The following is a 14,207-nucleotide window of genomic DNA, read 5'->3' as shown; positions in this document are numbered from 1 at the left end:
ACATATATGAGGGAACTAAATGAAAAATCCATATTTATTCGGTTTTTTACCGTTAATAACAATTTTACTTTTTAGTATGACATTCGGGCTTTTTGCGGTAAACGAGTCGCTCGTATTGTTTAAAAGCATCGGCGTCTATGCGGCAATGAGTGAATTTTTGAGCGATGTCGAACTACGCATCTTTTTATTTATTTGTTTTGCCGTTTTATTTTTTATGGTGTTCTCGGCAGTGAAATTAGTAGGGGAGAGTGTGCACACAATTGGTATGCTGTTCTTTGCAAAAATCAATGAGGATAATCCACCACAAGAATCCAAAGCACTGTATAGTATCTTACTTATTGGTGCATGTTTATCCGTTATTGGTATGAACTCTTTCATTGTATTAATTGCCATTGCGATTGGTACACTACTGGTTTATTTTATTGCTACAATGGTGCGCTTAACAGAGTACTTAGGTTTTGGTAGTGTCATTGGCTTACTTATTTTTGAGTTTGCGATTTGGACAGTGCTTTTAGTAACGCTTGCGTATGTGTTAGTGAAACTTTATAACAGCTTGCTTTCTAGTTTGCCATTTGCTTAATGTAAAAGCGCATGCGTGTAACAATAAAAGGTGAGACGATTTTTTATAATCGTCTCACCTTTTATAATTGCTGGTGTTAGTTATTCTGCTGCGGCAGAGAAGATGTAATGGTGGAGACGGCTATCTTCTAGCCATTCCATATTTTGTGGCGTATCAAAGCCAAGCCAAACGGCTGTAGTATAACGACTTGATAGTCCTGCAATCCAATAATCTTTAAAGTCATTGGTTGTACCTGTTTTAGCACCAACATAACCTGTGGATGTATATACGCGGTCAGCTGTACCATTATTAACAACGTCTGCTAGTAATTCGCGCATGTAACGTGTAGTACGTGGTGACCAAATATAATTCACTTTATCCTCCCATTTAAATAATAACTCCCCGTTCGCATCTGTTACTTTACGAATCGTATGAGCGGGTAGGTAAGAGCCATCAATAAAACTAGTATAAGCATCAGCAAGTTCTGTGCTCGTAACACCATACGTTAGACCACCGAGGGCTGTCGCAAAGTTTTCGTCTGCATCTGTTAAGTGTTTAAAATTAAATTGCTTTAAATAACCGTAGCCTGTTGATAGCCCAATGGTATTTAATAAACGAATGGCAGGTGTGTTATAGCTATAACGAAAGGCAACAGTAACCGGTACGCTTCCATATACAGCACCTCCATAGTTTTGTGGACAGAAGTTGCCAATGCAATAGCTCCCCGCATTTACATAAGATTGTGGTGCATAGGAAGTTGTTTCGAATAATGGTGCATATACCATTAATGGCTTTAATGTAGAGCCTGGCTGACGTGTACCTCGTGCTGCACGATTGAAATGGGTTTTCTCAAAATTTTTGCCTGCATATACGCTTACAATACCACGAGTTTGGTTATCCACCGTCGTTACAGCTGACTGTAATTGCCCATTACCGAGTAAACGGCTAATAGCTTGTTCATCGCGTGCCTGCTTTTCAGGGCGTAAATTGGTATGTACGGTAATGCCTGACTGTAATAAGTAATGTACGCGTTCGTTTAGTTGTTGTTCAATAGCATCTTTATCCGAGGCCTTTGTTAGGCGGTCTTCATAGCCTTCAGCACGCGCAACTAATGCACGTAACTCATGGAGTGCTAATGACGAATAGGCAGGGAAGTTTTCGATTTTTGGCTTTACATTAAGTACAATAGCCTCAGCCTTTGCCTCCTCACCTTGCTCAGCTGAAATGGCATTATGCTTAACGAGCACATCGAGTAATAACTCTTGGCGTGCTTTAGTGTTAGCAAAGTTCACGAGTGGGTTGTAATGTGACGGATTGTTTGGGATGGCTGTTAAAAAAGCAACTTGTGCTACGCTTAATTCAGCTAACGGTTGTTGGAAGTAAAATGTTGCTGCACCACCGATACCATACACCTGATTACTGTAATACATTTCATTTAAATAGAGATTTAAAATTTGTTCTTTTGTTAATACTTGTTCTAACTCATGGGCATAAAACAACTCTAATACTTTACGCTCGTAGGATTTTTCTTCTTGTAAGTAACGCATACGGACGAGTTGCTGGGTAATGGTGCTACCACCTTGTGATTTTTCACCACTATCTGCATTGGCTACAAAGGCACGCGCAATAGCGCTAACATCAAAGCCAATATGGTCATAAAAGTGAACGTCCTCGCTAAACAGCACAAGTTGCTGTGCGACAAGCGGGATATTTTCGAGTGCAAGTGGTTGGCGCCATTCTACATATTCTTCACTAAAAACCGCATCATTTTCATCGAGTAACTTTACAGGGAGCGAGCTAGCTACTTCTTTTAATTCAATCGATGATTCGATTTGCGTGACACGTGCTTGTGCGACTTCCCACTCAACGAATAAGAGCTTAAAGATATAGGCAATAAAAAATGCCGCAACGGCAGTAAGTAAAATGCCAAGAAATTTTCGCATAGTAGCTTCCTTTCTTACAGGTTTTCCAAATTCAATTATACCCACATAATAAGTAGAAGAAAGTGCTTTTGTAAATTTCACTGCTTATTAACAGAAAAAATAAGCGACGTGTGATAAACTAATAGAAGCTAAAAATTGCTTTTAGTAATAGTATATTTACGAAGGAGAGACTGAAATGTTTCCACAACTAACAACTGAAGTACAAGAAGGCGAAGTTCTTGTTCAAATGAACACAAACCTAGGTGCAATTAAAATTAAATTATTCCCTAAACAAGCACCTAAAACAGTAGAAAACTTTTTAGGTCATGCTAAATCAGGTTACTACGAAGGCGTTATCTTCCACCGTGTTATTCCTAACTTTATGATTCAAGGTGGCGACCCTAACGGTACAGGTATGGGCGGTCAATCAATTTGGGGCAGTACATTTGAAGATGAGTTCACAATGGATTTATTTAACTTACGTGGTGCGCTTTCAATGGCAAACGCAGGTCCTAATACAAATGGTTCTCAATTCTTTATTGTACAAAACAGTGAAGCACCAGCTTCTGCTAAACAATTAGAGCAAGGCGGCTGGCCAAAAGAAATCGCTGAAGCGTATGCACAAGGTGGTACACCTCACCTTGACCAAAAGCACACAGTATTTGGTCAAGTAGTAGAAGGTATGGACGTTGTAGATAAAATCGCAGGCGTTAAAACAGCTCGCGGCGATAAGCCAAAAGAAGATGTAGTTATTGAGTCAATCGAGATTTTATAAAATCTACTAGACGACAGGAGGAGACGTAGTTGAACGCACTTACTATTTTAATGCCGTTCCTTTACTTCCCTGAAGACAAATCAGAGTACATCCCAGCTGCAATTTCATTTGGGATTGGGATGATTATTTTATTTTTCATTTTCCGCTGGGTGCTTAAGATTTCCAAGAAACAAGCTGAAAAAGCAAAAGAAATCGAAGACCGCGTATTACATGACGAAAAAATTAATCACCGTACAAAATAAAATGGCCACGTGCATTATGCACGTAGCCATTTTTTTATGCCATGATTTTTGTAAAGCGTTTAATTGCCTCTTGTGCTGTGTCACGTGAGCAAGCAAGATTCATACGTAAGAAGCCGCGGCCTTCTTCGCCGTATTTTGTGCCAGGTTCTAATGCTAACTTAGCGTCTTGTAGCAAGCGCGCCATCATCACTTCTTCAGATAGCCCTGTTTGACGGTAATCAATCCATAATAAATAGGTACCTTGAGGTTTATGCGCTTGAATGCCTTCAAGTTCGTTAAGTGCGGCGCAAACGATATCCATATTGCCTTCGATATAGCTTAATAGCTCTTTGCGCCAAGCTTCGCCTTGCTCAAATGCAGCGCGTGTTGCTTCAATTGCTAAAACGTTAATTGAGCCTTGCCCTGTTGCGGCATAGTACGTTGCGATTTTTTCGCGTTGTTCAGCATTTTTAACAATCATAAACGCAGATTGAATGCTCGCAAGGTTAAATGTTTTTGTTGGAGCCATAAAAGTTACGACATCTTCAGCGCCTTCGATAGTAGCAATTGGTATATGGCTATGTCCTTCAAATACTAAATCAGCGTGGATCTCGTCTGATAAAATAAGTACATTATGTTTTTGGCAAAGGCGTACAATTTCAGTTAAATCTTCTTTTGACCAAACCATGCCACCAGGATTGTGTGGGTTGCATAAAATATACGCATCAGCCGTTTTTAAGGCTTCTTCAAATGTAGCGAAATCAAAAGTATATACACCATCTTGCTCGTATAGTGGACATGTTGCAAGCTTACGGTTTAAGTTAGTTGGGATAAAGTAAAACGGGTGATACACAGGGGTAGAAATTAATACAGTGTCGCCCTCATCTGTTAAAGCAGCAATGGCATTCGCTAGTGCAGGGATTACGCCGTGACGAAATAAAATTTCCTCTTGTGCTACCGTAAAGTTATGGTGTGATTGTAACCACTGTTGCACGGCGCGATACGTAGCGTCGTTAACACCTGTATAGCCAAAGACAGGGTGCTTTAGGCGGTTAGTGATGGCATCAATGACGCAATCAGGTGCGGCAAGGTCCATATCTGCCACCCACATTGGCAAAATCCCATCTGTGTTTTCTAAATTATAAATTGGTGCAAAGCCATCCCATTTCATTGCGTGAGTGCCACGTCGTTCAATACTAACATCAAAATTTTGCAAAGCTCATTCACTTCCCTTTTTTTGTTCTTATGTTATCATACGATTATCAAATAAGATACTAGGTGAAGGTAATGGAAAATATTGAAATGAACCGTTCCGCTGTGCAAGTGATGCAAAGTTGGGACCCATTTGATTTAGGGCAAGGCGAGTATGATACAGAAGCGGCAGATGTAGTAGCAGCTCTGCAGGGGATTGATGAACCAACAGAGTTAGGGAAAGTCATTCAACGTGTATATGAGCATTCATTTGAGCAATGGTTGCCACTTGAGGATTGTGTAGCCATCGCACATAAATTAGTAGCTGTAAAATTCGAAGCAAAATGCAACTTATAAAAAAAGAGGATTACACCAAAAAATTAGGTGTAATCCTTTTTTTATGATGTAATACCTTGGATAAAAATAATAATAATCGCGATGGGTGATACGACACGGATTAAAGTTAGCCACGTGTAATACATAATAGGTGACGTATTTAACTCACGCTTCGATACTTCAGTGCTGTAGTAATAGCCCGCAAAAATCGAGATTAATAATGCGCCAAGAGGCATACCTATATTATTTGTTAGGAAATCTACTGCGTCAAAAATAGAGCGACCAAATAGTGTGATGTGTGACCAAACACCAAAGGACAATGCGCTTGGTATCCCAACGATGAAAATAAGTAAGCCGCCAATCCAAGCGATGCGTACACGGCTAGCTTTACGATCACCAATCGCAATAGACACAACAATTTCTAACATCGAGATAGATGATGTAATCGTTGCGAATAGTAATAATATAAAGAAAATAATTAAAAATAGCCCGCCCATTGGCAGTTGTTCGAATACGGCAGGGATAATAATGAAAGCAAGACCAGGCCCTTGATCGGGTGTATAGCCCAGTGCGAAGACCGCAGGGAAAATAACAAGCCCTGCTAATAATGAAATTAAAATATTCATAATCGCTACATTGATACCTGCGCTACCAATATTTTCGTTTTTACCAAGGTAAGAGGCATAAGTAATCATGACGGATACCCCAACACTTAACGTAAAGAACGCTTGTCCAAGTGCTAGTAAAAATGTTTTGGCGGTTAAAAATTCCCAGTCAGGTACAAACATAAAGCGTACGCCTTCCATTGCGCCATCTAGCGTTAAGGAACGCACAACCAAAATAATAAAGAAGATAAATAAAGCAGGCATCATAAACTTACTCGCTTTTTCAATACCACCTTTAATCCCAGCTTGTACAATAACGATGGTTAATAAAATAAATATACCTTGTACAAAAACCGCTTCCCAAGGGTTTTGGATAATGCTCGTAAATAACGAAGCAAAAGTTTCGCCCTCTGCTGGTTTTAAGGCAAATCGTACAGCACGTCCAAGATAGCTTAAAATCCAGCCGCCAACTACACTGTAAAATGATAAAATAAGTGCAGCCATAATCATGCCCATATAGCCAACTAAATACCATGGCTTGTTAGGTGCTTGTTCCTTAAATGAAGTAACAGCATCCTTTTGCCCACGACGCCCAATCATAAATTCAGCGATTAATACGGGTAAACTAATTAAAAAAATGCAGGCAATAAATAATAAAATAAAAACACTGCCGCCATTGCTGCCCGCCATATAGGGAAATTTCCATATTGCGCCGAGCCCAATCGCACTACCTGCAGCAGCTAACACAAAGCCAATCTTTGTTGTAAATTGATCTCTTGATGACAAAATACAAGCTCCTTTCAAAAATGCAATACTTTATTATTACAATGATTGCCCAATAAAACAACTGTAACAAAACAATAAAGACCTACGTATCATAACAAGGAAGGGGGATACGCATGAATGAAATCATTAAACGTGCCCAACTTGGTAATAAAGAAGCTTACCTACAGCTCATTGAACATTATCATTTCACTGTCGAAAAATTTGCCTATCAATGCGGTGTTTACCCGCAAGATATTAATGATGTAACGCAAGAAGTCTTCATTAAACTTTATCGTTTTTTACATCAATTTAATGATAGTGCTTTTACTACATGGTTGTATAAAATTACGCTTAACACCGCACGTGATTATTATCGCAAAACAACGCGTGAGCAAGCGCGTCAACAAAAGTTACAAGCACAACCAGCACATAGTGTGCCAACACCTGAACAACATGTGCTGCGCTTTGAAGAAGATCAACAAATACATACGTGTATTCAAGCACTAGACGAAAAATACCGCTATCCGATTATTTTGTTTTACTTTCACGAATTACGCTATGAGCAAATTGCAGAAGTATTAGCCATTAACCTATCTACTGTAAAGGTACGCATTTTACGTGCTAAGGCACAGTTAAAGGTCATGTTAGAGACGGAGGGAAAAAGTAGCCATGGATGATAAACAATTTGAGCAACGTATGCAACTAGCGAAAAAATCCTATGACCGCATGACAAGTTCATTTAATCCAAATGATGTGATGCAAAATTTAAATAAGCCACCAGCACCAGAAGCATGCCCAATGCCAAGACGTCAAAAGTGGCGAAAGCCTATAGCAGTTCTCGTAACAATTGCCAGCGTAGTATTATTGGCCTTTATAATTTATAGCGCGCCGCGAGATGTGGCGATGACTAATCAACAACAGTTGCTTCAATTTTTTCAACAACAAGCCAATGAGATGCAACAAACGCTAGGACTATCAGATGAGGCAATGAAATATTTAGAAGTTACACAAATGCTAGCGTATGTTAAAGAGGAAGCTGACGAGCAATTTATTAACGACCTTTATACGATGTATGGAGAAGGCAACATGACAAGTTTTCAATTGCCGCCTACTAACCAAAATTTTTGGCTATATGAAGAATTACTAACCGCTTATAATAGTGATTTGTGGGATGGTAAGCTGACACCAACTTTATTAAAAAAAGCGCAAGCGCAGCATATTGAGCTAGTCACACAAAATAATGAAGAACGTTTTTATTTGCGTTTGCCACAAGCCATATATGATGAGCTTGATGATCAACTGAAAAACTTAGCGCTCTATTACCAATATGGCAATTTAAATGACGGTAACTATACAAATCAAGAGTTACAGCCTATTTTACAAGCGTATGAGCGTCTTTTATTAAATGGTGAAGATGTACTGATGGATTATGTAAATGGTTTAGCTTTTGTGTTAGCCAGTACCTCCGACCAAACACGTCTTGCGCTACAAAAAGGCGCTTATGGTGAAGTAGCAAAGGAAACTTACTTAAATCATCAAGACGGTGTATCTCCGGATTTACTACAATATGAGCTAGCACAACAATTTAACACAGCAGATGTTGCAAGTTATACAGAGTTTGGTATGTCTATTGATGCAAATCTTGCTGTCATGCAAGATATTATCAATACTTACACACCTAGTGTGTTAATGACGATACGTGAGCAATACGTTAACACAGCTATTTTTTATATATTAGCCAAACAACAAGGTATTGATGTTTCGAGTTTTACTGATAGAGATTACGAAGTGCCGCTAGATTTTAATTTAGCAACAGCAGACGTTGAGATAAAAGGGCATGCGGACTACGGTAAGATTCAAATTATTTTCAAGACGGAAGCATATACAATCACTTTGCCAATGTATAGCAACATAGAAGGTGACAAATTATTATGGCGTATTGGTAAAGCGTGAATTTTTGATGTGACTTTCTACAATATGTTATAATTTACCCGACGATTATCGTAGTAACTTGTAGAAGGTAGGAAGTAGTATGTCAAAAAAATACGAAGTGGGTGACATTGTAGTTAGCACAGTGACAGGCGTTCAACCATACGGCGCATTTATTGCACTTGATGAAAGCACACAAGGCTTAGTGCATATTTCAGAAATCACGTATGGCTTCGTTAAAAATGTAGCTGACTTTTTAGCGGTTGGGGATGAGGTACGCGTTAAAGTGCTAGAGGTAGATGATAAAGCAGAAAAAATCAGCCTCTCCATTCGCGCATTGCAAGAGCGTCCGCAAACGAAGCGTCGTGACGGTGCGCCGCGTAAATCCTTACAAGACCGTGTTGATGAAATTGATGCAAATGGTTTTAACTCACTACGCAACAAAATGCAAGACTGGATTGACGAATCAGGTTTTTAGAGAAAATAAAAGGCACAAGTAGCGAAAAGGCGACTTGTGCCTTTTATTTTTTTTACTTCTTGAGGGGTTCAATACACAATATCGACACAAATTATGTTACAATGATGCCGAAACACCCATACTATAATGTAAAAAGAGGCGAAATCAATGTCTGAGAATTTAAACGTATTAACGTCAACACAAGCAATTATTCACGAAGCGTTAAATAAATTAGGTTACGATGAAGCAATGTATGAATTATTAAAAGAACCATTACGCATGTTACAAGTGCGCATTCCAGTACGTATGGATGATGGCTCAACAAAAGTCTATACAGGTTTTCGTGCACAACATAATGACGCAGTAGGCCCAACAAAAGGTGGGGTACGCTTCCACCCTGGTGTATACGAGGATGAGGTAAAAGCATTATCTATGTGGATGACGTTAAAATGCGGCATCGTTGATCTACCTTATGGTGGCGGTAAGGGCGGCGTAATTTGCGACCCCCGCGAAATGTCGATGGGCGAGCTAGAGCGCTTGAGCCGTGGCTATGTTCGTGCAGTCAGCCAAATCGTAGGACCAACTAAAGATATTCCAGCACCAGACGTAATGACCAACGCACAGATTATGGCGTGGATGATGGACGAGTATAGCTTAATGGATGAGTTTAACTCACCTAACTTTATTACAGGTAAACCACTAGTACTAGGTGGCTCACAAGGCCGCGATCGTGCTACAGCACAAGGTGTTACCATTGTTATTGAAGAAGCAGCAAAAAAACGTGGCATTAATATTCGTGGTGCACGCGTTGTTATTCAAGGCTTTGGTAATGCGGGTAGCTTCCTAGCGAAGTTTATGCATGACCTTGGCGCAAAAGTTATCGGTATTTCGGATGCTTACGGTGCTCTACACGATCCAAATGGTTTAGATATTGACTATTTACTAGACCGTCGTGATAGCTTTGGTACAGTAACAACTTTATTTGAAAATACAATTTCAAATAAGGAACTACTAGAGCTTGACTGCGATATTTTAGTGCCAGCTGCGATTGAAAACCAAATTACAGCAGATAATGCACATGAAATTAAGGCTAATATTGTTGTAGAAGCGGCCAACGGTCCAACAACAGCAGAAGCAACAAAGATTTTAACAGAGCGTGGTATTTTACTAGTACCAGACGTACTAGCATCAGCTGGTGGCGTAACGGTATCGTATTTTGAGTGGGTGCAAAATAACCAAGGGTACTACTGGACAAAAGAAGAAGTAGAAGAACGTTTAATTAAAAAAATGGTAGATGCATTTGATAATGTATATACGACAGCAACAACACGTAATATTGATATGCGCCTAGCAGCGTATATGGTAGGTGTGCGCCGTACTGCAGAAGCTTCACGTTTCCGTGGTTGGGTATAAGTACTAGGCATGTCCTTTCAGGGCATGCCTTTTTTCGACAATAAAAGGAGGGTTCTTCATGAATGATTTTACATTTTATAATCCGACAAAATTACAATTTGGTAAACAAGCAGTCGCTAATCATTTAGCAACGTCACTAAAGCCGTATCAAACCGTTTTAGTAGTATATGGTGGCGGTAGTATTAAACGTAATGGTGTGTATGGTGATGTGATTGCAGTACTACAAGCGGAGCAAAAGACAATTGTTGAGTTAGCAGGGGTAGACCCTAACCCGCGTGTGACAACTGCAAATGAGGGAGCAGCGCTGTGTAAAGCGCATAATGTTGATATTGTCTTAGCTGTTGGTGGGGGATCAGTTATTGATTGTACCAAGCTAATTGCAGCAGCGGCTAAATATGACGGGGATGCTTGGGATTTAGTAACACGTAAAGCACCAATTAATGAAGCTTTACCAATTGGGGTAGTATTAACGCTTGCGGCAACAGGCTCTGAAATGAACTCGGGTTCGGTTATTACAAACCCTATTACGAAAGAAAAACTAGGTTGGGGTAGCCCACTTACCTTCCCTAAATTTTCGATTATGGACCCAAGTTATACCTTTACTGTACCAACTAATCATACTGTGTATGGCATCGTTGATATTATGTCGCACACTTTTGAGCAGTATTTTAATAATGCGACCAACACACTAATTACGGATCAAATGGCAGAAGGTTTACTACGTACAATGATTGAGGTTGCTCCTAAAGTGATTAAAGACCCAACTAATTACGAGTTGCGAGAAACTATTTTACTTGGCGGCACGATAGGGTTAAATGGCTTCTTAGCAATTGGCTCTCGTGGAGATTGGGGCTCACATAATATTGAGCATGCGGTCTCTGCTTTGCATGACATACCACATGCAGGTGGCTTAGCTATTTTATTTCCACAGTGGATGCGTCATGTTATCATGACCAATCCTGAGCGATTTGCACAAATCGCTACGCGTGTATGGCAAGTTAATCCAAGCAATAAAACACCTTTGCAAGTAGCAGAAGAGGGAATTGATTGTCTGGATAACTTTTGGACATCACTCGGCGCACCAAGCCGTTTAAGTGAGTATGGCATTGAAGATAGCACATTTGAGCAAATTGCAGACCATGCTATGATGAACGGACCTTTTGGTAACTTTGCTAAGCTTGAACGTACAGATGTGCTACAAATTTTACAAGCATCACGCTAAATAAAAGGAGAGGCGATTTGTAAAATCACCTCTCCTTTTTATTATTTTAATAGTGGACGTGCTTTGCGGTGTTGCCATTCTGCTTCGCCATCGTCTTCATCAAACATAATTGCTACACGTGATACACCCTTTTGACATAGGAGCATCTCAGATAAATGGTCACGTACATCATCTAAATAAGCGAGCGATAAAGAAGGATCTACTTCAGCAACGAGTTCAACATGTAAAAACTCACCTTCTTTGATTACTTCTAGACGATCAATATCTATAATATTTGGGTCATCTAATACAAGGTAGGCAATGTGATCTAACATTTCCTCATCTGTTTCTCCGATAACGCCACGCGCATTATCTAAAAATACACGACCGACAACATAAAACATCATTAGACCGATTGCAACAGAAGCAATACCCTCTGCTGCATGAAAGCCCGTAACTTTAGCGATTATAATAGCGATAATCGCTAGCACGCCACCAAAAGTTGCAACAAAGTCTTCCATAAATACAAGTTTAGTTGCTGGCTTTGCACGGTTAATATTAGCAATTGCTAATGGCACTGTTTTTAAGCCAGCGTGATCAACGCCGACCTCGTGCGCAATTTCTTGCGCAGCTTTTAGTAATACAACGCCTTCTAATACAACGCCAATTGCTAGTACACCTATACTAATCCAAAAGCCGTCTGCTGATGTAGGGTTCATAATATGATGAATTCCTTCTTTAATTGTTTCGTATGATAAAATCGCAACAATTAATACTGCACCTAAACAAACAAGGTTAACAATACGCCCAAAACCTGTTGGGAATTTGTTTGTCGGTGCCTTTTTTGATAGGGCAGAGCCAATGAATACAAAAAACTGATTGGCAGCATCGCCTAATGAGTGCATCATTTCAGCAAATAATGCAACATTACCAGTAAAGAAAAATGCCACGCCCTTAAGTGAACCTAAAATAAGGTTAACGATTGCAGCAATAAAGGATGATTTATTACCGCCTTTTAATAAAGTGATAAATTCGCCCACTATAAATTCCTCCTATACAAATTCAATTTCTACATATGTGACATAAGGTAGTGCTTGTAGTGACTTATAGAGCTGTAAAAAATCTTGCTGTTCGATAGTTATAAGTTTAGCCTGTAATTCATGATAGCTACTATTAGTTAGTTTAACTTGGTGTAGGGTAAATTGGCAGACTTGTAAAAAATCAATGATTGCAGAAATATCCGTATGTTTTTCCACGCGTACTTTAACCCATACTTCTTGTTGGCGTAATCGTTTGGGCCCTATACGCATCATAAACGGTGTAATGCATTCAATACCGATAACTACAATACCAACTGCAAGAGATGCTTGTAAATAAAATCCTGCACCAATGGCTATCCCAATACCAGCTGCTCCCCAAATCATAGCAGCTGTTGTTAACCCTGTTACATTATCATTCCCTTTGCGCAAAATAACACCAGCACCTAAGAAACCTACACCGCTCACAATCTGCGCAGCTAAACGAAGCGGATCCATTGTAATTGTAACGGCATCACGTCCAGGTGTTGTATAGGCTGTTTCAATAGAAATGATAGTAAGTAGGCAACTAAACGTCGCGATAACTAAACTTGTTTTTAATCCAACAGGCTTTCTTTTTAATTCCCGTTCAAAGCCTAGAATTAAACTTAACGTAGCCGCAAAAATTAATTTAACTGCAACTTCTATTGTTAAAGTGTCAAAAGAAAAAATATGCATGTTGCTAGCCTCCTTGATAAAGTGATAAAGTAACGGAGAGAAAAGGAGGGATGTTGTATGGAGAAGCCCAAAATACACCCGTACATTCCAATCATTATAGGTGTGTTATCTGTTTCTCTTTCTGCAATCTTTGTTAAGTTTTCAAATGCAGAGTCAGGCGTGATTGCCTTTTACCGCATGTTGTTTTCTGTGTTACTCATGTTACCCGTATTTTTAAAAAGCTATACACATGAGTTAAAAGCACTTAGCAAAAAGGATTGGTTATTTTCAAGTATTGCGGGTATATTCTTAGCTTTCCATTTTATTTTATGGTTCGAATCACTAAATTATACTTCAGTAGCAAGTTCAACAGTGTTAGTGACGTTACAACCGTTGTTTGCTTTTATAGGGACGTATTTCTTTTTCAAAGAGTCTTTATCACTTAAAACGATTTTATCAGGCATAATTGCAATTAGTGGCAGTGTGCTAATTGGTTGGGGTGATTTTCAAGTTAGTGGTCAAGCTTTATATGGTGACCTATTAGCATTAATTGCATGTGCACTTATTACAATCTATTTGTTATTTGGGCAAGATGTGCGTAAGCGTTTATCATTAGTGACCTATACGATGGTGGTTTATAGTGCGAGTACAGTGGCATTGTTTTTCTATATGATAGTTAAGGGGCAATCATTTGGACCTTATCCAACAATTGAGTGGGGATGGTTTATTCTACTAGCAATTATTCCTAATCTATTCGGTCATACACTTTTTAATTGGGCAATTAAATATGTAAGTACTAATGTGATTTCTATTGCTATACTATTTGAGCCTGTAGGTGCAGCAGCACTAGCTTATGTTATTTTTAATGAAAAATTGCAAGCTACTCAATTAATTGGTGGTGCTATTATATTAGTAGGTATTATTTTGTTTGTAATTGATGATAAACTTTTTTTGAAAAAGGTATTGCAAAAAAGTTAAGGACGGGGTATAGTATTACTTGTCCTTAACGAGACACATTAAAAAACAATAAAAATAAGTTGTTGACATGACAACTTAATATTGTTAAGATAGTAATTGTCGCTGAAACAAACGACAAAAAC

General features: G+C 39.1%; 15 protein-coding genes. 10 read left to right on the top strand and 5 right to left on the bottom strand.

What is annotated here, in order from left to right; translation table 11 throughout:
* Positions 1–19 precede the first annotated feature (19 nt).
* Positions 20–580: a DUF5366 family protein gene (locus CH76_RS05295; protein WP_036143929.1), complete on the top strand. Its 561-nt coding sequence runs from the start codon at positions 20–22 to the stop codon at positions 578–580.
* Between the two features lie 80 nt (positions 581–660).
* On the opposite strand, the gene CH76_RS05290 is transcribed toward CH76_RS05295, so the two are convergent.
* The gene (locus CH76_RS05290; protein ID WP_036143927.1) at positions 661–2,502 is read right to left on the bottom strand and encodes a transglycosylase domain-containing protein; all 1,842 of its coding nucleotides are present in this window, start codon (positions 2,500–2,502) and stop codon (positions 661–663) included.
* A 175-nt stretch (positions 2,503–2,677) separates the two neighbouring features.
* On the opposite strand from CH76_RS05290, the gene CH76_RS05285 reads away from it, so the two are divergent.
* The gene (locus CH76_RS05285; protein WP_036143925.1) at positions 2,678–3,256 is read left to right on the top strand and encodes a peptidylprolyl isomerase; all 579 of its coding nucleotides are present in this window, start codon (positions 2,678–2,680) and stop codon (positions 3,254–3,256) included.
* Positions 3,257–3,285: 29 nt separating this feature from the next.
* A complete protein-coding gene (locus CH76_RS05280; RefSeq protein ID WP_235190355.1) occupies positions 3,286–3,498 on the top strand; it encodes a YhcB family protein in 213 nt (70 codons plus the stop codon).
* 34 nt (positions 3,499–3,532) lie between these two features.
* Here the strand turns inward: CH76_RS05280 and CH76_RS05275 are convergent, their stop codons facing one another.
* Complete coding sequence (locus tag CH76_RS05275; RefSeq protein WP_036143923.1) at positions 3,533–4,693, bottom strand: MalY/PatB family protein; 1,161 nt, start codon at positions 4,691–4,693, stop codon at positions 3,533–3,535.
* 71 nt (positions 4,694–4,764) lie between these two features.
* On the opposite strand from CH76_RS05275, the gene CH76_RS05270 reads away from it, so the two are divergent.
* Positions 4,765–5,025: a DUF1871 family protein gene (locus tag CH76_RS05270; RefSeq protein WP_036143921.1), complete on the top strand. Its 261-nt coding sequence runs from the start codon at positions 4,765–4,767 to the stop codon at positions 5,023–5,025.
* A 41-nt stretch (positions 5,026–5,066) separates the two neighbouring features.
* Here the strand turns inward: CH76_RS05270 and CH76_RS05265 are convergent, their stop codons facing one another.
* Positions 5,067–6,395 (bottom strand): sodium-dependent transporter, encoded by a 1,329-nt coding sequence (locus CH76_RS05265; RefSeq protein ID WP_036143919.1) that lies wholly within the window; start codon positions 6,393–6,395, stop codon positions 5,067–5,069.
* 113 nt (positions 6,396–6,508) lie between these two features.
* Between CH76_RS05265 and CH76_RS05260 the strand changes: the two genes are divergently transcribed.
* From CH76_RS05260 to CH76_RS05240, 5 genes are all read left to right on the top strand, one after another.
* A complete protein-coding gene (locus CH76_RS05260) occupies positions 6,509–7,051 on the top strand; it encodes an RNA polymerase sigma factor (protein ID WP_036143917.1) in 543 nt (180 codons plus the stop codon).
* Positions 7,044–8,327, top strand: coding sequence for a hypothetical protein (locus CH76_RS05255; RefSeq protein WP_036143915.1), 1,284 nt, complete (start codon positions 7,044–7,046; stop codon positions 8,325–8,327). Before CH76_RS05260 ends, CH76_RS05255 begins: the two co-directional genes overlap by 8 nt.
* A 79-nt stretch (positions 8,328–8,406) precedes the next feature.
* Entirely contained in the window at positions 8,407–8,781 is a 375-nt protein-coding gene (gene yugI, locus CH76_RS05250; protein WP_036143913.1) for a S1 domain-containing post-transcriptional regulator GSP13, read from the top strand.
* A gap of 147 nt (positions 8,782–8,928) precedes the next feature.
* Positions 8,929–10,173 carry a Glu/Leu/Phe/Val dehydrogenase gene (locus tag CH76_RS05245; protein ID WP_036143911.1) on the top strand — a complete coding sequence of 415 codons (1,245 nt, stop codon included), beginning with the start codon at positions 8,929–8,931 and terminating at the stop codon, positions 10,171–10,173.
* A 58-nt stretch (positions 10,174–10,231) separates the two neighbouring features.
* Positions 10,232–11,395, top strand: coding sequence for an iron-containing alcohol dehydrogenase (locus CH76_RS05240; protein WP_036143909.1), 1,164 nt, complete (start codon positions 10,232–10,234; stop codon positions 11,393–11,395).
* A gap of 41 nt (positions 11,396–11,436) precedes the next feature.
* Here the strand turns inward: CH76_RS05240 and CH76_RS05235 are convergent, their stop codons facing one another.
* Together CH76_RS05235 and CH76_RS05230 are read right to left on the bottom strand one after the other, a co-directional pair.
* Positions 11,437–12,414, bottom strand: a complete 978-nt coding sequence (locus tag CH76_RS05235) for a cation diffusion facilitator family transporter (RefSeq protein ID WP_036143907.1) — start codon at positions 12,412–12,414, stop codon at positions 11,437–11,439.
* A 12-nt stretch (positions 12,415–12,426) separates the two neighbouring features.
* The gene (locus CH76_RS05230) at positions 12,427–13,128 is read right to left on the bottom strand and encodes an MgtC/SapB family protein (RefSeq protein ID WP_036143905.1); all 702 of its coding nucleotides are present in this window, start codon (positions 13,126–13,128) and stop codon (positions 12,427–12,429) included.
* 57 nt (positions 13,129–13,185) lie between these two features.
* On the opposite strand from CH76_RS05230, the gene CH76_RS05225 reads away from it, so the two are divergent.
* A complete protein-coding gene (locus tag CH76_RS05225; RefSeq protein WP_036143903.1) occupies positions 13,186–14,085 on the top strand; it encodes a DMT family transporter in 900 nt (299 codons plus the stop codon).
* Positions 14,086–14,207: the final 122 nt, after the last annotated feature.

The organism is Lysinibacillus sp. BF-4 (genome assembly GCF_000743635.1).
GTDB classification, from domain to species: domain Bacteria; phylum Bacillota; class Bacilli; order Bacillales_A; family Planococcaceae; genus Metalysinibacillus; species Metalysinibacillus saudimassiliensis.
This window is presented reverse-complemented; position numbering and strand designations above follow the sequence as displayed.

Bases quoted from the DNA above. Each gene is read 5' to 3' on its own strand.
- CH76_RS05295 (WP_036143929.1), top strand. From the start codon at position 20: ATGAAAAATCCATATTTATTCGGTTTTTTACCGTTAATAACAATTTTA.
- CH76_RS05290 (WP_036143927.1), bottom strand. From the start codon at position 2,502: ATGCGAAAATTTCTTGGCATTTTACTTACTGCCGTTGCGGCATTTTTT.
- CH76_RS05285 (WP_036143925.1), top strand. From the start codon at position 2,678: ATGTTTCCACAACTAACAACTGAAGTACAAGAAGGCGAAGTTCTTGTT.
- CH76_RS05270 (WP_036143921.1), top strand. From the start codon at position 4,765: ATGGAAAATATTGAAATGAACCGTTCCGCTGTGCAAGTGATGCAAAGT.
- CH76_RS05260 (WP_036143917.1), top strand. From the start codon at position 6,509: ATGAATGAAATCATTAAACGTGCCCAACTTGGTAATAAAGAAGCTTAC.
- CH76_RS05255 (WP_036143915.1), top strand. From the start codon at position 7,044: ATGGATGATAAACAATTTGAGCAACGTATGCAACTAGCGAAAAAATCC.
- yugI (WP_036143913.1), top strand. From the start codon at position 8,407: ATGTCAAAAAAATACGAAGTGGGTGACATTGTAGTTAGCACAGTGACA.
- CH76_RS05245 (WP_036143911.1), top strand. From the start codon at position 8,929: ATGTCTGAGAATTTAAACGTATTAACGTCAACACAAGCAATTATTCAC.
- CH76_RS05240 (WP_036143909.1), top strand. From the start codon at position 10,232: ATGAATGATTTTACATTTTATAATCCGACAAAATTACAATTTGGTAAA.
- CH76_RS05230 (WP_036143905.1), bottom strand. From the start codon at position 13,128: ATGCATATTTTTTCTTTTGACACTTTAACAATAGAAGTTGCAGTTAAA.
- CH76_RS05225 (WP_036143903.1), top strand. From the start codon at position 13,186: ATGGAGAAGCCCAAAATACACCCGTACATTCCAATCATTATAGGTGTG.